Origin of the sequence: Micromonospora qiuiae (genome assembly GCF_016863555.1) — a bacterium.
In the GTDB taxonomy this organism is placed as follows: domain Bacteria; phylum Actinomycetota; class Actinomycetes; order Mycobacteriales; family Micromonosporaceae; genus Micromonospora; species Micromonospora qiuiae.
The window spans coordinates 102096-120858 of record NZ_BOPC01000032.1; the positions used below are offsets into that span (position 1 = coordinate 102096).

General features: G+C 71.1%; 18 protein-coding genes and 1 pseudogene. 15 read left to right on the forward strand and 4 right to left on the reverse strand.

All coding sequences use genetic code 11. From position 1 onward, the window contains the following. Window positions 1–16 precede the first annotated feature (16 nt). Entirely contained in the window at window positions 17–646 is a 630-nt protein-coding gene (locus tag Vqi01_RS13115) for a CG0192-related protein (protein ID WP_204035036.1), read from the reverse strand. 23 nt (window positions 647–669) lie between these two features. Beyond that, on the reverse strand, window positions 670–1461 hold the full coding sequence (locus tag Vqi01_RS13120) for a FadR/GntR family transcriptional regulator (RefSeq protein WP_239098370.1): 792 nt from the start codon (window positions 1459–1461) through the stop codon (window positions 670–672). A 188-nt stretch (window positions 1462–1649) separates the two neighbouring features. On the opposite strand from Vqi01_RS13120, the gene Vqi01_RS13125 reads away from it, so the two are divergent. The 13 genes from Vqi01_RS13125 (at window position 1650) to Vqi01_RS13185 (ending at window position 16041) form a co-directional block, all read left to right on the forward strand. Further along, window positions 1650–2891 carry an ABC transporter substrate-binding protein gene (locus tag Vqi01_RS13125; RefSeq protein WP_204035038.1) on the forward strand — a complete coding sequence of 414 codons (1242 nt, stop codon included), beginning with the start codon at window positions 1650–1652 and terminating at the stop codon, window positions 2889–2891. A gap of 116 nt (window positions 2892–3007) precedes the next feature. After that, window positions 3008–3910, forward strand: coding sequence for a carbohydrate ABC transporter permease (locus Vqi01_RS13130; RefSeq protein WP_204035039.1), 903 nt, complete (start codon window positions 3008–3010; stop codon window positions 3908–3910). After that, on the forward strand, window positions 3907–4722 hold the full coding sequence (locus Vqi01_RS13135; RefSeq protein WP_204035040.1) for a carbohydrate ABC transporter permease: 816 nt from the start codon (window positions 3907–3909) through the stop codon (window positions 4720–4722). Before Vqi01_RS13130 ends, Vqi01_RS13135 begins: the two co-directional genes overlap by 4 nt. Window positions 4723–4728: 6 nt before the next feature. Continuing rightward, window positions 4729–5877, forward strand: a complete 1149-nt coding sequence (dgoD, locus tag Vqi01_RS13140) for a galactonate dehydratase (protein WP_204035041.1) — start codon at window positions 4729–4731, stop codon at window positions 5875–5877. Between the two features lie 2 nt (window positions 5878–5879). Beyond that, the gene (locus tag Vqi01_RS13145) at window positions 5880–6515 is read left to right on the forward strand and encodes a bifunctional 4-hydroxy-2-oxoglutarate aldolase/2-dehydro-3-deoxy-phosphogluconate aldolase (RefSeq protein WP_239098371.1); all 636 of its coding nucleotides are present in this window, start codon (window positions 5880–5882) and stop codon (window positions 6513–6515) included. Then, a complete protein-coding gene (locus Vqi01_RS13150) occupies window positions 6512–7465 on the forward strand; it encodes a sugar kinase (RefSeq protein ID WP_204035043.1) in 954 nt (317 codons plus the stop codon). The genes Vqi01_RS13145 and Vqi01_RS13150 overlap by 4 nt, the downstream gene beginning before the upstream one ends. Before the next feature lie 14 nt (window positions 7466–7479). After that, the gene (manD, locus tag Vqi01_RS13155) at window positions 7480–8709 is read left to right on the forward strand and encodes a D-mannonate dehydratase ManD (RefSeq protein WP_204035044.1); all 1230 of its coding nucleotides are present in this window, start codon (window positions 7480–7482) and stop codon (window positions 8707–8709) included. Beyond that, entirely contained in the window at window positions 8699–9250 is a 552-nt protein-coding gene (locus tag Vqi01_RS13160) for a gluconokinase (RefSeq protein ID WP_204035045.1), read from the forward strand. The genes manD and Vqi01_RS13160 overlap by 11 nt, the downstream gene beginning before the upstream one ends. Before the next feature lie 179 nt (window positions 9251–9429). After that, window positions 9430–11259: an AMP-dependent synthetase/ligase gene (locus tag Vqi01_RS13165; protein WP_204035046.1), complete on the forward strand. Its 1830-nt coding sequence runs from the start codon at window positions 9430–9432 to the stop codon at window positions 11257–11259. Window positions 11260–11383: 124 nt separating this feature from the next. Beyond that, window positions 11384–13120 carry a serine/threonine-protein kinase gene (locus Vqi01_RS13170; RefSeq protein ID WP_204035047.1) on the forward strand — a complete coding sequence of 579 codons (1737 nt, stop codon included), beginning with the start codon at window positions 11384–11386 and terminating at the stop codon, window positions 13118–13120. A gap of 47 nt (window positions 13121–13167) precedes the next feature. Continuing rightward, window positions 13168–14049: a hypothetical protein gene (locus tag Vqi01_RS13175; RefSeq protein ID WP_204035048.1), complete on the forward strand. Its 882-nt coding sequence runs from the start codon at window positions 13168–13170 to the stop codon at window positions 14047–14049. A gap of 85 nt (window positions 14050–14134) precedes the next feature. After that, window positions 14135–15160, forward strand: a complete 1026-nt coding sequence (locus tag Vqi01_RS13180; RefSeq protein ID WP_204035049.1) for a mechanosensitive ion channel family protein — start codon at window positions 14135–14137, stop codon at window positions 15158–15160. Window positions 15161–15459: 299 nt separating this feature from the next. Continuing rightward, window positions 15460–16041, forward strand: a complete 582-nt coding sequence (locus tag Vqi01_RS13185; RefSeq protein ID WP_239098376.1) for a GNAT family N-acetyltransferase — start codon at window positions 15460–15462, stop codon at window positions 16039–16041. 8 nt (window positions 16042–16049) lie between these two features. Here Vqi01_RS13185 and Vqi01_RS13190 read toward each other — a convergent pair whose 3' ends face one another. Beyond that, window positions 16050–16457, reverse strand: a complete 408-nt coding sequence (locus tag Vqi01_RS13190; protein WP_239098372.1) for a YchJ family protein — start codon at window positions 16455–16457, stop codon at window positions 16050–16052. A 328-nt stretch (window positions 16458–16785) separates the two neighbouring features. Between Vqi01_RS13190 and Vqi01_RS13195 the strand changes: the two are divergent. Together Vqi01_RS13195 and Vqi01_RS13200 are read left to right on the forward strand one after the other, a co-directional pair. Next, window positions 16786–17302 (forward strand): annotated as a pseudogene (locus Vqi01_RS13195) (MBL fold metallo-hydrolase). A 20-nt stretch (window positions 17303–17322) separates the two neighbouring features. Further along, window positions 17323–18045: a hypothetical protein gene (locus Vqi01_RS13200; protein WP_204035051.1), complete on the forward strand. Its 723-nt coding sequence runs from the start codon at window positions 17323–17325 to the stop codon at window positions 18043–18045. Here the strand turns inward: Vqi01_RS13200 and Vqi01_RS13205 are convergent. Further along, the gene (locus Vqi01_RS13205; RefSeq protein ID WP_204035052.1) at window positions 17996–18361 is read right to left on the reverse strand and encodes a hypothetical protein; all 366 of its coding nucleotides are present in this window, start codon (window positions 18359–18361) and stop codon (window positions 17996–17998) included. The genes Vqi01_RS13200 and Vqi01_RS13205 overlap by 50 nt on opposite strands. Window positions 18362–18763: the final 402 nt, after the last annotated feature.

Below are 18763 nucleotides of genomic sequence, written 5' to 3' on the forward strand. Positions count from 1 at the left end.
CCTGCTGCGCCCGGAATCAGCGCACCGAGGCGTACGCCAGCGGTGCGCTGACACCGTCCCAGGTGCCGGTCAGCGTGGCCTTGCCCGAGGGGGTGCCACCGGCGCCGGGGCGGCGGACCACGGCCAGCTCGACGGTGTCGGTGACGATGACCGTCGGGTCGCCCTGCACCACCCGTCGTACCGTCCCCGCGGCCGGGACCTCGGCGTCGCCGGCGGCGTCGGTGGCGATGTCCATGCTGGGCGGACGCACCTCGCGCCCGCCGTCGATCTCGAAGTGCTCCTCCGCCTGGCCGCTACCGGCGAGGATGGCGTCGGCCAGCGCGGCGACGTACACCGGGTCGCCGCAGGCGTCGTAGACCCAGCGGGTGCCCAGCACCGAGTGCTCCATGGTGCCCACCAGCCACTCCTCGGTGCCGTCGAGCGGTGCCCCACGGTAGGTCAGCGGCACCTGGTGAACCGGCCCGGTGCCGGCGCGGACGAGCAGGGTCTCGATGCCGACCTCGCCGGCCGGGTCGTCGAACCGGTACGCGGCCACGCGTACCAGCCCGGCGCCGATGTCGCCCTGGTGCCAGTCGCGTCCGGGCAACCAGGCCGCCAACAGTTCTAGCTTGGAGGGGCGAACGTCCGCCCGGTGCAGCAGGGCCATGCGCCGCATCGTACGCGGCAGAATCAGACGTCGATGGCCCCGGGATCAGGCCCGGTGACGTACGGGACGGCCTCCTGTGTCCACATCGAGGACATCTCGTCGAAGGCGTGCTCCATGATCAGCACCATGGCGTGGCGGGCCCCGTCGCCGTCGCCGCGTTGGATCGCCTGGGCGACGTCGGCGTGCCGTTGGAGTGCTTCCTCGTGCGGATGGCGCGGCATCAGGTGGTAATGGTGGCGGCCGGTGAGCACCTCGGCGACCAGGTCCTGGAGCTTGACGAACATCTCGTTGCCGGAGGCGCGCAGCACCCGACAGTGGAACTCGATGTCCAGGCTGAGGAAGCGCTGATCGTCGCCGGCCTTGCCGGCGGCCCACATCTTGGCGGCGAGACCGACCAGGTCACTGGCGTCGTCGTGGCTGACCCGATGCGCCGCGAGCCAGGCGGCGTGCGGCTCCACCGCGGTGCGTAGCTCGGTGATCGAGCGCAGTTGGGCGATGCGCCCGGCCGAGGCCAGCCGCCATCGGATGACCTGTGGATCGAAGACGTTCCAGTCGCGGGCCGGGCGGATCAGGACGCCGACCCGACGGCGGGTCTCGATGAAGCCCATCGACGCGAGGACCCGCAGCACCTCGCGGATCACCGACCGGGAGACCGCGTAACGGTCGACCAGTTCGTCGATGTTGAGCACCGCTCCCGCCACCAGTTCGCCACCGCAGATGGCGGTGCCGAGGTGGTCGAGGACGCGTCCGTGCAGCCCGGCTTCGGCAGGGGCGGTCTGGACGGGTGCTGCAACCCCGGGGGAGGTCAGATCCACGGGCTGGATCATATCAGTTGGGTCTACCTCTTGTATAAGTCTGCTTTATCGGCCTAGCATCCGGACGATAAGCGGATGTAAGAGGCCGACTTGCGCCCCGTCCCCCCGAGGCGCTGGCCAGGACAGAAGGAGAGACGGACGTGGGACGTCGATCGAAAATTGGGACATCTCTGGCGGTTGTGGCCGCCATGACGCTGTCCGCCTGTGGCGGCGGTGGTGACGACAGCGGTGCCTCGGACACCGTTCGGGTGACGTTGGTCAACCACGTCTGGACCGAGAACATCCGCAAGGCGCTGCCGGAGTTCGAGAAACAGTCCGGCCTCAAGGTCGAGGTGACCCAGCTCGGCGAGGACCAGCTCTCGGACCAGTACAACGTCAAGCTCAACGCCGGCTCCAGCGACATCGACGTGATGATGTACCGGCCGCTGCAGGAGGGCCGGCTGTTCGCCAAGAACAAGTACCTCGCCGACCTGACCGACAAGGCCAAGGAGAGCGGCGACTTCGACCTCGGCGACTTCCAGGAGGCGCCGCTGAGCGCCACCAGCTACGAGCAGAAGGTGGTCGGTATTCCGATCATCACCGAGCAGCAGGTGCTCTACTACCGCAAGGACCTTCTGGAGAAGTCCGGCTTCACCGCCCCGCCGCAGACGCTCGACGAGCTGAAGACCCAGGCCGCGAAGATCCAGGCGGACAACCCGGGCGTGGCGGGCTTCGTCGCCCGTACCGGTAAGGCCGCGGCCGTCACCCAGTTCTCCAGCTTCCTGTTCAGCTTCGGCGGCGACTTCGTCGACGAATCGGGCAAGTCCACCGTCAACAGCGACGCCGCCAAGCAGGCGTACGCCTACTACGGCGGCATGCTGCGCGAGCACGGACCGGCCAACATCAGCACCGACATGAGCTGGTCCGAGGCGATGGCGATCTTCACCCAGGGCCAGGCCGCCTTCTACCCGGAGGCCAACTCGCTCTACAAGAACGCCACCGACCCGGCCAAGTCGAAGGTCTCCGAGACCGTCGGGTTCGCGCCGTTCCCGGCCGGTCCGGCCGGCTCGAAGCCGTACAACGTCCCGTCCTGGGGTCTGGCCATCAACGACGCCTCGAAGAACCAGAGCAACGCCTGGAAGTTCATCGAGTGGGCGGCCGGCAAGGAGCAGACGCTCGAGCAGCAGAAGGCCGGCGTCCCCGGTGCGCGTACCTCCGTCTGGGAGAACCCGGAGGGCATCGCCACCTACCCGAAGGACATGGCTGACGCGATCACGGTGAGCCTCGCCAACGGCGTGGGCCACGACCGGCCGCTGGTCGAGCGGGTCGCCCAGGCCCGCGAGATCGTCGGTCAGCCGATCGTCGACGCCATCACCGGTAAGGACGCCGCGGCCTCTGCCGACACCGCGCACGAGGCGTTCCAGAAGTTCCTGGACGACGAGGCCCGCTAAGTCCGTGCGCGTGGGTGGCGGGTTTCGGCCCCGCCACCCACGCCCGGCCTCCCCACCACGGAGATCAGATGCCAGCTGTAACCGCACCCAGCAGAGCGTCACGCGGCGCCTCTGTCATGCCCGACACACCCGGCTGGGCGCGTTGGGCCAACGACCATCGCAAGTGGCTCTTCGCGGCCCCGGCCATGGCCTTCGTCGCCGCGCTGATCATCTTTCCGCTCGCCTGGACCGCGTACCTCAGCCTCACCGACTCGTCGGGATCGGTCCGCGCCGAGTCGGAGTTCATCGGCTTCCGCAACTACCTCGACGTCCTCAGCGACACCACCCGGTTCTGGCCCGCTGTGGGGCGGACCGCCGCGTTCACCGGCGTCGCGCTCTTCTTCGAGGTGGTCCTCGGCATGGCGATCGCCCTGCTGCTGTGGCGACCGTTCCGGGGCGAGAAGTGGGTCCGGGTCGCCATCCTTCTGCCGCTGGTGGCCACCCCGGTGGCCGTCGGCATGATGTGGCGGCTCATCTTCGACCCCAACATCGGTATGGCCAACCAGGTGCTGGGCTGGGTCGGCATCGGCCCGCAGCCGTGGCTGGCCGGGCAGCACACCGCACTGCCCACCACCATCTTCATCGACATCTGGCAGTGGACGCCGATGGTGGTGCTGATTCTGCTCGCCGGGCTGACCTCGCTCTCCAACGAGCCGCAGGAAGCCGCGATGATCGACGGCGCCAGCGCCTGGCAGCGCTTCCGGCACGTCACCCTGCCGCTGCTGATGCCCACCGTGATCGTCGCGGTCCTGCTGCGCGGCATCGACGCGCTGAAGACCTTCGACATCCTCTACGCGACCAAGGGCCGCGGCGGCGGTTCGTTCCACGAGGTGGAGACGCTCAACGTGTACGCCTACGGCCTGAGCTTCGACTACAACGAGTACGGCCTCTCCTCGACGGTGCTGATCCTGTTCTTCTTGATCATCATCGGCCTGATGTGGGCCCTCACCGCCCGGAGAAAGAAGGAGGCCGGCCGATGAAGCCGCGTACCGGGTTCCAGGTCTTCCGTGCGGTGGCGCTGGTGTTCGTGGTGCTCGCGCTGCTGCTGCCGCTGCTGTGGATGGTCGCCGCGTCGTTCAAGACCAACGTGGACATCTACGACTCCGGCAAGGCGTTGGTCTTCACACCCACCCTGACCAACTACGAGACGGTCCTGCAACAGGCCAACTACGTCCAGTTCATCATCAACAGCCTCTGGGTGGCCTTCGCGGCGACCGTGCTGTCGCTGCTGCTCGGCGTGCCGGCCGCGTACTCGATGAGCCGGTTCAACATGCGCAAGTCAGCGCTGGTGGTGCTGATGGCCCGGGTCATCCCCGGCGTCTCGCTGCTGGTGCCGTGGTACTACGTCTTCTCGAACCTGCGCATGGTCGGCGGCTTCAGCGTGCTGATCCTGAGCCACATGTTCGTCTCGTTGCCGCTGATCGTCTACATCATGATGGGCTACTTCGACGGCCTGCCGGAGGAGTTGGAGGAGGCGGCGCAGGTCGACGGGCTCAGCCCGATCGGCGCGTTCCGCCGGATCACGTTGCCGCTGTCCCTGCCGGGCATCGCCACCGCCGGCATCCTGTCCTTCATCTTCTCCTGGAACAACTTCATGTTCGCCCTGGTGCTCTCCGGCGCGGACACGAAGACCCTGCCCGTGGCGATCTTCGACTTCGTCGGCTACGCCAGCATCGACTGGGGCGGCCTGATGGCGGCGACCACCGTGGTCACCCTGCCGATCATGCTCATCGCCCTGTTCGTGCAGAAGTACATCGTCTCCGGACTCACCGCGGGCGCGACGAAGGGCTGATCGAACATGACCACCATTTCCCGTGTCGAGACCTTCCTCGTCGCACCCCGCTGGCTGTTCGTCCGGGTGGAGACCACCGACGGGCTCGTCGGCTGGGGCGAGGCGACCTGCGAGGGCCGCTCCGAGACCGTACGCACCGCCGTCGAGCAGCTCAGCGAGCTGCTCGTCGGCCGGGACGCGCTGCGCATCGAGGACCACTGGCAGGTGATGACCAAGGGCTCCTTCTACCGGGGCGGTCCGATCCTGGCCAGCGCCGTCGCCGGCCTCGACCAGGCGCTGTGGGACATCGCCGGCAAGCGGTACGGCGCCCCGGTGCACCAACTGCTCGGCGGACCCGTCCGGGACCGGATCCGGGTCTACGGCTGGGTCGGCGGTGACGAGCCCGACGAGGTCCGCGACCAGATCGCCGCGCGGGTGGAGGCGGGGCTGACCGCCGTGAAGATGAACGCCTCCGGGCGGATGAGCCCGCTCGGCTCCGTCGCCGAACTCGACGCGGTGGTGCAGCGGGTCGCCGCCGCCCGCGAGGTGCTCGGCGAGCACCGCGACGTGGCCGTGGACTTCCACGGCCGGTTCACCCTCGCCAACGCCCGCCGGGTGGCGCCGCTGCTGGAGCCGTACCGGCCGCTGTTCCTGGAGGAACCGGTGGTGCCGGAGAACTCCCACCTGATCGGGGAGTTCGTCCGCTCCACCACCATCCCCGTGTCGACGGGGGAGCGGCTCTACAACCGGCAGGAGTTCCTGCCGGTGCTCCAGGCCGGCATCGCGGTGGCCCAGCCGGACCTCGCGCACGCCGGGGGCATCACCGAGGTACGCAAGATCGCCGCGCTGGCCGAGGTGTACGACGTGCAACTCGCCCCGCACTGCCCGCTCGGCCCGATCGCCCTGGCCGCCTGCCTCCAGGTCGGCTTCGCCACGCCGAACTACCTGATCCAGGAGCAGAGCATCGGCATCCACTACAACCTCGGCGCCGAGGTGCTCGACTACTGCGTCGACCAGCAGCCACTGGCCTTCGTCGACGGGTACGTGCAGCGACTCACCGCCCCCGGCCTGGGCATCGAGATCGACGAGCAGGCGGTACGCGCGGCCGACAAGCGCGGCCACGCCTGGCGCAGCCCCACCTTCCGGCACCCCGACGGCTCGTACGCGGAGTGGTGAGCATGTCGGTCGACCTCACCGCCGAACTCGCCTCCACCCGGCTGCTGGCGATCATCCGGGGCAGCGACACCGCCGCCGCGATCGCCACCGGCACCGCCCTGCTCGCCGAGGGCGTCTCGATCGTCGAGGTGGCCCTGACCACCCCCGGGGCGCTCGACGCCATCGCGGCCATCCGGGCGAACGCCCCGGCCGACACCTTCGTCGGTGCCGGCACCGTGCTCACTGTCGCCGACGTCGCCGACGTGGTGGCGGCCGGCGCGCAGTTCGTGGTCACCCCGGCCGTGGTCGACTCGATCGCCGAGGCGGCCCGTCGGGGTCTGCCGGTCGCGGCCGGCGCCCTCACCCCCACCGAGGCGTACACGGCGATGCGGCTCGGGGCCAGCGTGGTCAAACTCTTTCCGGCCTCGGTGGGCGGGCCGGCGTACCTGAAGGCGGTGCGCGACCCGTTCCCGGACATCCCGTTCGTCGCGGTCGGCGGGGTGGGCCTGGCCGAGCTGCCCGCCTACCTGTCGGCCGGGGCGATCGCCGTCGGTGTCGGCGGCCCGCTGGTGGGCGACGCCGCCTCCGGCGGCGACCTGCACGCGCTGCGCGAACGCGCCCGGTCCTACCTCGCAGCGATCGGTGGAGTGCCGTCATGAGCGAGCGGGATCTGCTCACCGTCGGCGAGGCGCTGGTGTCGCTGCGCTCGCCCGGCCCGCTGGCCGCCGGCGGGCCGCTGACCATGCACCTGGCCGGCGCCGAGTCCAACGTGGCCATCGGCCTCGCTCGGCTCGGTCACCGGGCCGCCTGGGTGGGCCGGGTCAGCGACGACGAGCTGGGCGAGTTCGTGCTGCGGCAGTTGCGCGCCGAGGGCGTCGACACCGCCGGAGTCCGCCGGGACCCGGACCGGCCGACCGGGTTGATGTTCCTGGAGCGGCGTACCGCCGACGTGTCCCGGGTGCGTTACCACCGGGCCGGTTCGGCGGGGGCGGCGCTCTGCGTCGACGACCTGCGCGCCCCGCTCGCGGCCGGCGCCCGCCTGCTGCACCTGAGCGGGATCACCCCGGCGCTGTCCGACAGCGCCCGCGACGCCGCGACCTGGGCGGTACGCACGGCGGCCGAGTCCGGCATCCCGGTCTGCCTGGACGTCAACTACCGGGCCGGACTCTGGTCCCGGGAGCGGGCCCGGGCGACCCTGGCTCCGCTGGCCGGGTGCGCCTCCGTCATCGTCGCCTCCACCGACGAGCTGGACCTGGTCGCCGAGCCCGACGCCGACGAGAACGCCGCCGTCGCCGACCTGCTCCGCCGTGGTGTGCGGGCGGTGCTGGTCAAGCTCGGTGCCGACGGTGCCCGCGCGCACACCGCCGACGGTGTGCGGCACGTCCCGGCGGTGCCGGTCACCGCCGTGGACACCGTCGGCGCGGGGGACGCGTTCACCGCCGGCTATCTATCCGGGTACCTCGACGGGTTGGACCTCGTCGACCGGCTCCGACGCGCGGTGGCGCTCGGGGCCTTCGCGGTCGCCGGTCACGGCGACTGGGAGGGCCTGCCCCGCCGCGACGAGTTGTCCCTGATCACCGGCAGCGCCGCCGGCACCACCCTGCGCTGAGAAAGGCACCCCTCGTGAAGATCGTCGCCGCCGACGTCATCGTCTGCAGTCCGGATCGCAACTTCGTCACCTTGAAGATCACAACCGAGGACGGCATCACCGGGTTGGGCGACGGCACCCTCAACGGGCGTGAGCTCTCCGTCGCCTCCTACCTGCGCGACCACGTCGTTCCGCTGCTGCTCGGACGGGACGCGCACCGGATCGAGGACGCCTGGCAGTTCCTCTACCGTTCGGCGTACTGGCGGCGTGGGCCGGTGACCATGGCGGCCATCGCCGCGGTGGACGTGGCGCTGTGGGACATCAAGGCCAAGGCCGCCGGCATGCCGCTCTACCAGTTGCTCGGCGGTGCGTCCCGAAACGGCATCATGGCGTACGGGCACGCCTCCGGCCGGGACCTGCCGGAGCTGTTCGACTCGATCCGCGCGCACCTGGAACTCGGCTTCCGGTCGATCCGGGTGCAGACCTCCGTGCCCGGCATCAACGCGGTGTACGGGGTCGCCGCCCAGCCCAGCGCCGACGGCAAACGGTACGACTACGAGCCGGCCCAGCGCACCCCGCTGCCAGCCGAGGAGGACTGGGACACCCGCGCGTACCTGCGGCACCTGCCCGGTGTCTTCGAGGCGGTCCGCAACGAGTTCGGCCCGGAGCTGCCGCTGCTGCACGACGGCCACCACCGGATGACCCCGATCCAGGCCGCCAAGCTGGGCAAGGACCTCGAGCCGTACGACCTGTTCTGGCTGGAGGACTGCACCCCGGCGGAGAACCAGGAGGCGCTGCGGCTGGTCCGCCAGCACACCACCACGCCGCTGGCGATCGGCGAGGTCTTCAACACGGTGTGGGACTACCAGACGCTGATCCGGGAACAGCTGATCGACTACGTGCGCTCCGCCGTCACTCACACCGGGGGCATCACCGCGATGCGCAAGCTGCTCGACTTCGCCGCCCAATACCAGATCAAGTCGGGTATCCACGGCCCGACCGACATCTCGCCGGTCGGCATGGCCGCCGCGCTGCACCTGGACCTGGCCATCCACAACTTCGGCATTCAGGAGTACATGCGGCACGGGCCGCTCACCAACGAGGTGTTCCGCCAGTCGTTCACCTTCAACGACGGCTACCTGCACCCGGGCGAGCAGCCCGGCCTGGGTGTGGAACTGGACGAGGAGGCCGCGGCGCGGTTCCCGTACCAGCCGGCGTACCTGCCGTTCAACCGGCTCATGGACGGCACCGTCCATGACTGGTGATCGGCCGACCCGGCACGTCGTGGTGATGGGTGTCTCCGGCGCGGGCAAGACGACCGTGGCCCAGGGCATCGCCGCGTCGACCGGGCTGACTTTCGCCGAGGCCGACGAGTTCCACTCCGAGGCCGGCGTGGCCCGGATGCGGGCCGGTGTACCACTGGACGACGAGGCCCGCTGGCCATGGCTGCGCGCCCTGGCCGACTGGATGGCCTCCCGCCACCGGGAGGGCACCTCGACGGTGCTGGCCTGCTCGGCACTCAAGCGCTCCTACCGTGACGTGCTGCGTCAGGGCCCGCCGGGTGTGGAGTTCGTGCACCTGGACGGGCCGGCGGAGGTGATACGGGAGCGGATGTCGACCCGCACCCATCCGTACATGCCGGCCAGCCTGCTCGACTCGCAGATCGAGACCCTGGAGCGGCTCTGGCCGGACGAACCGGGCATCGTCCTCGACCTCAGACTGCCCCTGGAGGCGTTGGTCGCCGCAGCGGTCGAGCAGCTCGACCTCGCCGTACCCGAAAGATCAACTCCCGAGCCCACGACGTAACGTCCCCGCTCCCGCTCCACCCCGCCCGTTGCTCTCCGCAGGTGACGAAGGTCGGGGTGGAGCGGGCATAGCACGCGCGACAAGAAGGCGGGCGGGTTTCGGTGTTTCGCCGGTCCGCCGGTCCGCCGGGAGCCACCATCTAGCGCAGCGCGACGGAACACAACGGCGGGTGGGCGGGCGTGCGGGAGACAACGGTTGAGCCGAACGTCGGCGACGGTGGCGTCAACCTGGCCGAGCAGGTGTGGCGCAACGCCGTGGCGTACGCCGAGACCGTGCAGTTCGTCCGCCCCGAGCCGGACCCCCGGTCGTGGCCCGTCCCGGGCACGACCGGAGGCGGCCCGCTGCCGGTGTCCTGCCGGCAGTTCCGCGATGACGTGCTGGCCCTGGCCCGCGGCTTCGTCGCCGCCGGGGTGGCCCACGGCGACCGGATCGGGCTGCTCTGCCGCACCCGCTACGAATGGACCCTCGTCGACTACGCGCTCTGGTCGGCCGGCGCGGTGACCGTGCCGATCTACGACACCTCCAGCGTCGACCAGATCCGCTGGATCCTCGGCGACTCGGGTGCGGTGGCCTGCGTGGTGGAGACCGCCGACCACGCCGCCACGGTGCACGGGCTGCGGCCGGACCTGCCTGCGGTGCGGCAGGTCTGGGGCATCGACGCCGGTGGGCTCATCGAGCTGACGACCCAGGGAGATGCCGTCGACGTCGCCGAGGTCGACGCCCGCCGGGCTGCGGTCACCGGCGAGGACATGGCCACCATCGTCTACACCAGCGGCACCACCGGCCCGCCGAAGGGCTGTGTGCTGACCCACCGCAACATCTCCGCCGACGTCGGGGCCGCCACCGAGGTGCTGCCGCAACTGCTGCGCCCGGGGGCGGCGACGGTGCTGTTCCTGCCGCTGGCACACGCCTTCGCCCGGCTGATCCAGATCGGCATGGTGCACAACCACGCCACCCTGGTACACAGCCCTGATCCGGCCGGGATGCTCGATCAGCTGCGCCGGTTCCGACCCACCTTCATCCTCGCCGTGCCCAGAATGTTCGAGAAGATGCACGACCAGGCCCGGCACGCCGCCGAGGACACGCATCGCGGTTGGCTGTTCACTCTCGCCGACCAGGTGGCCGTGCGGTACAGCCGGGCGCTGGACCGGCCGCGCGGACCGGGCGTACCGCTGCGCCTGGCGCACCTGCTGTTCGACGTCGCCGTGTACCGCAGGCTGCGTGCCGCCCTCGGCGGCCGGTGCCGGATGGCCATCGTGGGCGGGGCGCCGCTGGCGGAGCGGCTCGGGCACTTCTTCCGAGGCGCCGGCATCACCGTACTGGAGGGCTACGGGTTGACCGAAACCTCCCCGGCGCTGGCGGTGAATTTGCCGACGGCGATGCGGATCGGTACGGTCGGCCGCCCGTTGCCGGGGGTGCGGATCCGCATCGCCGACGACGGGGAGATCCTCGCCCGTGGCCAGGCGGTGTTCGCCGGCTACTGGAACAACCCGGACGCCACTCGGGAGGCGTTCACCGACGACGGGTGGCTGCGTACCGGCGACCTCGGCCGGCTCGACGACGACGGCTTCCTGCACATCACCGGCCGGACCAAGGAGATCATGGTCACGGCGGCGGGCAAGAACCTCGCGCCCGCGCCGATCGAGGAGCGCATCCGGGCCCATCCGCTGGTCAGCCAGTCCATGCTCGTCGCCGACGGCCGGCCGTACGTGGCCGCACTGGTCACCCTGGACCCACAGGCCTGGCAGCGGTGGCGCAACGCGCACGGGTGCCCCGGCGCGTCTCTGGCCGACCTGCGCGACGATCCGCAGCTGCGCGACGAGATCCAGGGCGCGATCGACCAGGCCAACCGGAGCGTCTCCCATGCCGAGCAGGTGAAGACCTTCCGGATCCTGCCCCGGGATCTCACCGAGGCCGACGGGGAACTCACCCCCACCCTCAAGATCAAACGGGAGGCGGTGCAGGACCACTTCGCCGACGAGATCGCGGCGCTTTACCGCGGCCACTGACGCTCCACAATGTATCCGGTCGGCCGGTGACGGCGACTGTGGGGACGATGGCCGCGCGGGCCGTGGAGACGACAATGTTCAGCGTGCTCGATGCCCAGCTGTGCAAGACCCGGGAAGTGGTGGCGTGACCGGCTGGCGGGTTTCCGGCTACACCCCGGTCCGCCGGCTCGGTGCCGGCGCGTCCGGCAGCGTTGACCTCGCCGTCCACGCCGCCACCGGCACCCCCGTGGCGATCAAATACCTGACCGGTCGACTCGATGACGTCTCGTTCCGCACCGCCTTCCGCGACGAGGCCCGGCTGCTCGCCGGCATCGACGACCCGTACGTCTGTCGTCTCTACGAGTACGTCGAGGCCCCGGGCGGCTCGGCGATCGTGATGGAGCTGGTCAACGGCGTCTCGCTGCGGCAGTTGCTGCGTGCGAAGGGCTCGACCACGCCGGAGTCGGCGTTGTGTGTGCTCAAGGGCTCGCTGGCCGGGCTCGGCGCGGCGCACGCCCGCAGGGTGGTGCACCGGGACTACAAGCCCGAGAACGTGCTGGTCACCGCCGAGGGCACCAGCAAACTCGCCGACTTCGGCATCGCCATGCCGGTCGGTGCCAGCTCCGGCAGCAGCGTCACCGGCACGCCGCGCTACATGGCTCCCGAGCAGTGGACCGGGGCTTCCGCCAGCCCGGCGTGCGACATCTACGCCGCCACCGCCACCTTCTTCGAGTGCCTCACCGGCCATCCCCCGTACGACGGGCGGGACCTGGCCACCCTGCGCCAGCAGCACGCCCGCGCGCCGATCCCCACCGATCCGGCCCCGCGTCCGGTGCACGACATGCTACGTCTCGGCATGGCCAAGCGTCCCGCCGAGCGACCGCAGTCCGCACACGTCTTCCTCGCCATGTTGGAGGAGGTGGCGTCCGGGGCGTACGGGGCGGACTGGGAGGAACGCGGGTTGCGGGAGCTGGCCCGGCGCGCGGCGCTGCTGGCCGCCCTCTTCCCGTTTCCCGACCGCGCTGGCGGCGGCATCAGCGTGGCCAGCACCGCGCTCGGCGACACCACCATCGGTTCAGACGGGGGCGACGGCAGCGGGCCTGCGCTGCGGCGCACCGGCCGCGCCAGGGCGGCGCTCGTCGGCGGTGGCCTGGTGGCGGCCATGCTGGTCGGCGGGGCCGGGCTCAGCTACGCCGCCCGGGACGAGCCGGTCGCCCCCTCCGGCGCGGCGCCCGAGGTGACGACGGAGCTGACCGGCGGTGCCGTCCCGACCGTCGGCGCATCCGTTCCGTCCACGCCCGATGGCTCTCTCCCGCCCACGCCCGACGGGTCCGTCCCGCCCACGCCAGAGGCCTTCACCCCGCCCACGCCCGGCCCCGTCACCCCGCCCACCTCCGCCGCGCCACCTGCCCCGACCGGCGGCACCACTGCGGCCGGGCCCACCCCGTCCACGACACCCACCGGCGGCCCTTCGTCCGCCACGCCGATCCCCACCCTGTCGACCAGGGTCAGTCCGCCACCTCCGCCGGACAGCACCCCACCCACCATCGCCCGGGTCGCGGCGAGCCCGACGGAACTGGACCCGACCGGCTGCCCCTTCGGGCCCACGGCGAGCGCCATCACCGCCTACGTCAACGACGACCGCACGGCCGCCGGTGACCTGCGAGTCCGCCTCCGCTACACCCTCGAGAAGCGGTCGTACGAGCAGAGCATGGCCCTGCTCGGCGGCAGCCAGTTCCGTGGCGTGCTCGGTGACCTGCCGCGACCCGCATCCACCACCCGGATCCCGGTCACAGTCGTCGCCACCGATGGCGCCGGCAACACCACCGTCGGCGACTCGACGGTGTCCGTGACGCTTTACTCCTTCTGCACGCCGGGCTGACCGGGCGCGCCCCACCTTCCAGGCGACGACGACCAGGAGATGCAGCCGTGACCCAGCCCGACGACGCGACCGAGGCCCTGCCCACCCACCACCTGCCGATCGACCCGGCGGCCGGCACCGCACGCCACGGCACGCCGCCGCCTCCGGTGCCGGCCGAGGAGCCCACGGTGCACTTGAGTGGCGCGGACTCGACTGTGTATCTCGGCCAGGCGGAGCCCACGGTGCACTTGAGTGGCGTGGAACCGACCGTGTATCTCGCCGGGACGGAGTCGACCGCGCCGGGGAACGGCGGGGAACCGACCGCGCGTCTCGCCGGTACCGGGTCCGCGGTGGAGGACCAGGGCGTGGCGGGCCGGACCGCGACCGACACGGCGGGCACGTCCGGAGTGCGTACCAGCCGGGGAACCCTTCCGGCCCCGATTGCCGGTCCTGGCGGCGAGCTGCGGTTCGGGCCCGGCGTGCCGGTCGCCCCGCCGCCGGCGCCCGCCTGGCCCACACCCGTGCCGCCGGCACGCCGCAGGTCGGCCGGGCGCCGGCTCGTCTCGCTGCTGTCCACCTTGCTCACCCTCGCCCTGCTCGCCGCAGTCGGGCTGTGGATCTGGCAGCGGCTCAGCCCACTGGAGATCACCGAGGTCAGCGTCGTCGTACCCAGCCCGGCCGGGGCGCGATGCGACGTCAGCATCGACGTGGTCGCCACGGTACGGACCAACGGCCGCGCGGGCACTATCCAGTATCAGTGGCTCCGCTCCGGCAGCGCGCCCGGCACCCTGCTCGACGAGCGGGTCGGTTGGGGCCAGCGCAGCGTTGAGCTGACCCTGCGTTGGTCGTTCAGCGGGGTCGGCACCACCACCGAGACCGCCACCGTGAACATCGTCTCCCCGGCACCGACGCAGGCCAGTGCCGAGGTCGTCTACTCCTGCCCAGGTTGAGAGACGCCACCGCGGGCGTTTCCCTCGCGTACCGCCGGGGTAGGTCGGGTCGGACGAACCACCCGCCCCTATGGAGGACCATCCGATGCGAGACAACTTCGGTGACGCGGTGGGGGACACCCTCCGGTCGATACTGCTCTTCCTACCCAAGGCCGTTGCCTTCGTGGCGATCCTGGTGGCCGGCTGGCTGGTCGCCAAGGCGGTGCTGAAGCTCGTCGACCGGCTGCTCGAACGCGTCGGCTTCGACCGTGCCGTCGAGCGCGGCGGCATCCGGCGAGCCCTCGCCAGCTCCCGCTACGACGCCAGCGACATCGTCGCCCGCCTCGCCTACTACGGGGTCCTGCTGCTCACCCTCTACCTGGCGTTCGGCATCTGGGGGCCGAACCCGATCTCCGATCTGATCGCCGGTGTCATCGCCTGGCTGCCCCGGGCCTTCGTCGCGATCGTCATCGTGGTCGTGGCCGCCGCCATCGCCGGCGCCGTCAAGGACATCATCTCCGGCGCGCTCGGCGGTCTGTCGTACGGCCGGCTGCTGGCCACCATCGCCTCGGCCTTCCTCCTCGGCCTCGGCATCATCGCCGCGCTCAACCAGATCGGCGTCGCCACCGCGGTGACCACTCCGGTGCTGATCGCCGTGCTGGCCACCATCGGCGGCATCCTCGTGGTCGGCGTCGGCGGCGGACTGGTCCGGCCGATGCAGAAGCGTTGGGAGTCCTGGCTGTCCCGCGCCGAGCAGGAGTCGCGCAGCATCGCCGAGCACGCCCGCGCCTACTCCGCCGCTCGCCGCGTGGCCGCACCCCGTACCGCCGAGCCCAGCGCCGCCGACGTTCCGCCGGCTACCGGCGCGGCGAGCGCCGCCGGCGTCCCCCCGGCAACCGGCGCGGCGAGCGCCGCCCCGTTCACCCCGACCGCTGGCGAACCCGGCGCCGCCACTCCGACCGGTTCCACCGGCGGGTCCGCCTACGATCCGGGGGCCACGCAGATCGTCACCAGCAGCGCGGCGGACAGCGACCCGACCGCTCCGCTGCCCGGCCGGGATGTGCCGGCGCAGCGCAGCTCCGACGACAGCGAGTCGACCATGATCCTGCCGAGGACCGACGACCAGCGTTGAGCCGGGTACGGCCGCGACCTCGCGGGACGGGAAGCCCTGGTTCCGTCCCGCGAGGCTTCCCGGCGTCCTGGCACACCATCCGCGCCACCGGTTAGCATCAGCGCCATGACCTGGCGACATTAGTTTCCTGTTCGAGGCCGTGGGCCGCCTGCGGTCGCCGTAGCACCGGCGTCCGTCGTTCGTCCCGCTCCGAAAGGCATCGATGATCCCACCCCGGCGGGTGCCCACAAACTGGCGGCCACCCCCTCTACGCGTACGCGTTCCTCACCGACCTGGTCCTGCTCTATCCGGTGTGCTTGATGATTCCGAAGCCTGCCAGGCTGCGCGGCATGGACGTTCGTCTTGCGCCGTGGTCGGAATCTGCGCTCGACCTCCTACGCCGGATCAACACTGTGCAGATGCGTCGACACGTCGGCGGTCCCGAGCCGGAGGAACAACTGCTAGCCCGGCACCGCCGATACCTCGCCATGCCGGCAACTGGCCGCGGCTGCATGTTCGCCGTACTGCTTGGCGACGAGATGGTCGGCAGCATCGCCTACCACCAGCGTGACTGGCAGGGCGAGCAGATCTACGAAACCGGCTGGAACGTCCTACCGCCCTATCAGGGCCAAGGCATTGCCACCGCAGCCGGTACCGCCCTGATCACCATCGTCCGCGAGGCTGCCCGCCATCCCGATGCACCCCACAGCCTTCATGCCTTCCCCTCAGTCGGAAACGCCCTCTCCAATGCACTCTGCCACCGCCTTGGCTTCACTCTCCTCGGACCCTGCAACTTCGAGTACCCACCGGGCAGCGGCTCCCTGATGTGCAGCAACGACTGGCGCATCGACCTCGCCAACTCCGGCCGGCCTGCCGTCACGGCGCGGCGCGACCGCCTGTGACGCAGGCCTCAGGTGGACCCGGCGTCGAGGTAGACCCAGCGTCCGTCCTCGCGAACGAAGCGACTGCGCTCGGCCACCGTGCCGGGCCGGCCGGCTTCCCGGTAGTGGGCCCGGAACTCGACCGTGCCCGTACTGTCGAACAGCCCACCGCGGTCGGTGTCGACGATCTCCAGACCGGTCCAGCGCTGGCCCGGGTCGAGGCGCAGCCGGGGCGGTCGGGTGCTGGTGTGCCAACTGCGCAGCAGGTATTCCGGGTCGCCGACGACGAAGGCGGCGTACCGGGACCGCATCAGCGCCTCGGCCGTCGGCGCGTCGGCCGAGCCGGTGTGCAGGCGCCGGCAGCAGTCCGCGTACGGCAGGCCCTGCCCGCACGGGCACGTGGTCGGCTCCGCCCGCTGGCTGTCTCGTCTGGCCACTCCGTCATCTTCGCCGCTGCCCGATCGGTCCGGCGCACCGGGGCGGTCCGGCGTACCGGAGCGCTTCGGCGCACCGGGGCGCTTCGGCCAGAGGCGGAGATCGAACACATTGGATGGCGGATTGCGGTGATGGCGCGGGCACACGCAGTTCCCCTCCCGCCCGGCGTCTGGTGCATTCCCACCGCCGGCCGGGCAATGATCAACTTCTACGCCTGGTCGGCGACGACGGTTCGGTCACCTTGATGGACTGCGGGGGAAGCGTGCACCGGCCCGGATCGTCCGCGGGCTCGCTGCGATCGGCAAGCATCCCGCCGATGTGACCCGGATCGTGCTCACCCACGCCCACCCCGACCATGTCGGCGGGGCCGCCGAGGTGGCCCGCCGCACCGGCGCGCCGCTGGCCCTGCATGCCGCCGATGTCCCGTACGCCGAAGCCGGACACTCGCCACCGGGAGATCCGACGGTCGGCGGCGCCCGGTTGTTCGCCCGGCTCTCCTCCGGGCGTTTTCCCGCGTTCGAGGTGGCGCAGCCGCTCGCCGACGGGGATTCTGCTCGACGTCGGCGGCGGGCTGCGCGTGGTGCACACGCCGGGCCATTCACCCGGTCACGTCTCGCTGCTGCACGAGCCGACCCGGGTGCTGATCACCGGCGACGCGCTGTTCAACGTGGCCGGTGTCCGCTGGCCGGTGAAGCTTTTCTGCATCGACTTCCGGATGACCCAGCTGACCGCCCACGTGCTCGGCGAGCTGGAGTACGACGTAGCCGCCTTCACCCACGGGCCGGAGATCACCGATCAGGCTCGGGAACGGGTCCGAGGCTTCCTCGCCCGAATGTCCGGGACGTAGCCGCCGGTCAGCGGGCAGTCGTGCGGGCGCTGCGGCGGTTGCCGAACGACTCCATCGTCGTCGCCTTGCGCGGCAGCGTCGTACTGGCCGCGCGGGAGGTGGCGGCCGCCGCCTGCGTGGCGGCCGTCTTCCTGGTCGGTGCCCTCTTGGCCGTCGTTTTCGCCGCGGGTGCCTTCGTGGCGGTGGTCTTCTTCGCGGGTGCCTTCGTCGCCGAGGGTCTCCTCGCCGGTGCCTTCGTGGCGGTGCTCTTCTTCGCGGGAGCCTTCGTGGCGGTGGCTGCTCCGGCCGCTGCCCTCCGGCCTGCCGGTGCCTTCCTCGCGGTGGCTTTCGTAGGGGCGGCCTTCGCGGTGGTGGCTTTCACAGTGGTCGCCTTCGCGGCGGTGGCCTTCGCTGTGGGCCGACGGGTCGGCGAGGCCGTGGCGGATACGGCCTTCTTACGGGCGGTACGGGCGGACGTCGGCGTGGGTTTCCCGCCCGGCGACTTCGCGGCCGTGGCACCGGTGGCCCGCTTCGTCGCCGTGGCCACCTTCTTCGCCGCCACCTTGGCCGGCGGCGGCGCCTTGCGCGCCCCGGTCTGCTTCCGGGCCCGTCCTGCGTGCGCCATCCTCGCTCCTCGGGATCTAGCGTGGCGCACGGTCTTCCCGACGTCGGGTCGGTCAAACACCACGACCGACAGCGGAAGCTGGCCGCGGGTCAGCGCGTCGCGGCGGCGACCGCGTGTCGGCGACGCCGGGCCAGGATGACGACGCCACCGAGCGCGTTGGCGAGCAGGACGACGCCACCAGCCACGGTCATCACGCCGTGGCTGTCGCCGCTGTTCCGGTTGTTGTTGTGACCGTCGCTGCCGTGGCCGTCGTTGCCGTGACTGTCTTTGTTGTGGCTGTCGTCGCTGTGGCCGTCGTTGTCGTGGCGGACCTCGCTGGCCCCAGTGCGCGTGCTGGTGGCGGTGCCGACCGGAAGGGGTGACGGCGACGCCGTGCTGCCAACCGGCGTGGTACCCGACAGCAGAAGACCGAGGGCGACACCCGCCAACGGTACGAGGACATTGCTCGCTCTCATGCGGCTCTCGCCTCCCCATCGTCCGCGATCGCGCGGGACGTCGTTCGGCGTGGCCGGCGTCGCTCAAACCGAGGCGTGGTCGCCACCCGAACGGTCTGGTCCAGGAATCCCCGTTACCGCCCGGTGTCCACCCGGCAGACGAAGAATCCCGGCTGGTCTCCGACTAGCCGCCACCGCTTCGAACCACCCTTACGCCGTTGTCCGATCAAGTCCGCTCAGGCGCGCCTGGACCCGCCCGGGTGGCTGTCGGAAACCCGTCAAGGCCGAAATTGGGCCCTTGGACGCCACACCTGACGGCCGACGCGGGGAGGCGTCGAGTTGCGGGTGGATTCTTGTTTCCCTGGCGGCGAAACGCACCCACAAGCCGCGCACCCCTTGCGTCGTCTGCGTGAGATGTCGGGT

What these genes read in the sequence shown, in the direction of transcription:
- Vqi01_RS13115 (WP_204035036.1), bottom strand. Translation starts at nt 646, where the DNA reads ATGGCCCTGCTGCACCGGGCGGACGTTCGCCCCTCCAAGCTAGAACTG.
- Vqi01_RS13125 (WP_204035038.1), top strand. Translation starts at nt 1,650, where the DNA reads ATGACGCTGTCCGCCTGTGGCGGCGGTGGTGACGACAGCGGTGCCTCG.
- Vqi01_RS13130 (WP_204035039.1), top strand. Translation starts at nt 3,008, where the DNA reads ATGCCCGACACACCCGGCTGGGCGCGTTGGGCCAACGACCATCGCAAG.
- Vqi01_RS13135 (WP_204035040.1), top strand. Translation starts at nt 3,907, where the DNA reads ATGAAGCCGCGTACCGGGTTCCAGGTCTTCCGTGCGGTGGCGCTGGTG.
- dgoD (WP_204035041.1), top strand. Translation starts at nt 4,729, where the DNA reads ATGACCACCATTTCCCGTGTCGAGACCTTCCTCGTCGCACCCCGCTGG.
- Vqi01_RS13145 (WP_239098371.1), top strand. Translation starts at nt 5,880, where the DNA reads ATGTCGGTCGACCTCACCGCCGAACTCGCCTCCACCCGGCTGCTGGCG.
- Vqi01_RS13150 (WP_204035043.1), top strand. Translation starts at nt 6,512, where the DNA reads ATGAGCGAGCGGGATCTGCTCACCGTCGGCGAGGCGCTGGTGTCGCTG.
- Vqi01_RS13160 (WP_204035045.1), top strand. Translation starts at nt 8,699, where the DNA reads ATGACTGGTGATCGGCCGACCCGGCACGTCGTGGTGATGGGTGTCTCC.
- Vqi01_RS13180 (WP_204035049.1), top strand. Translation starts at nt 14,135, where the DNA reads ATGCGAGACAACTTCGGTGACGCGGTGGGGGACACCCTCCGGTCGATA.
- Vqi01_RS13185 (WP_239098376.1), top strand. Translation starts at nt 15,460, where the DNA reads ATGATTCCGAAGCCTGCCAGGCTGCGCGGCATGGACGTTCGTCTTGCG.
- Vqi01_RS13205 (WP_204035052.1), bottom strand. Translation starts at nt 18,361, where the DNA reads ATGAGAGCGAGCAATGTCCTCGTACCGTTGGCGGGTGTCGCCCTCGGT.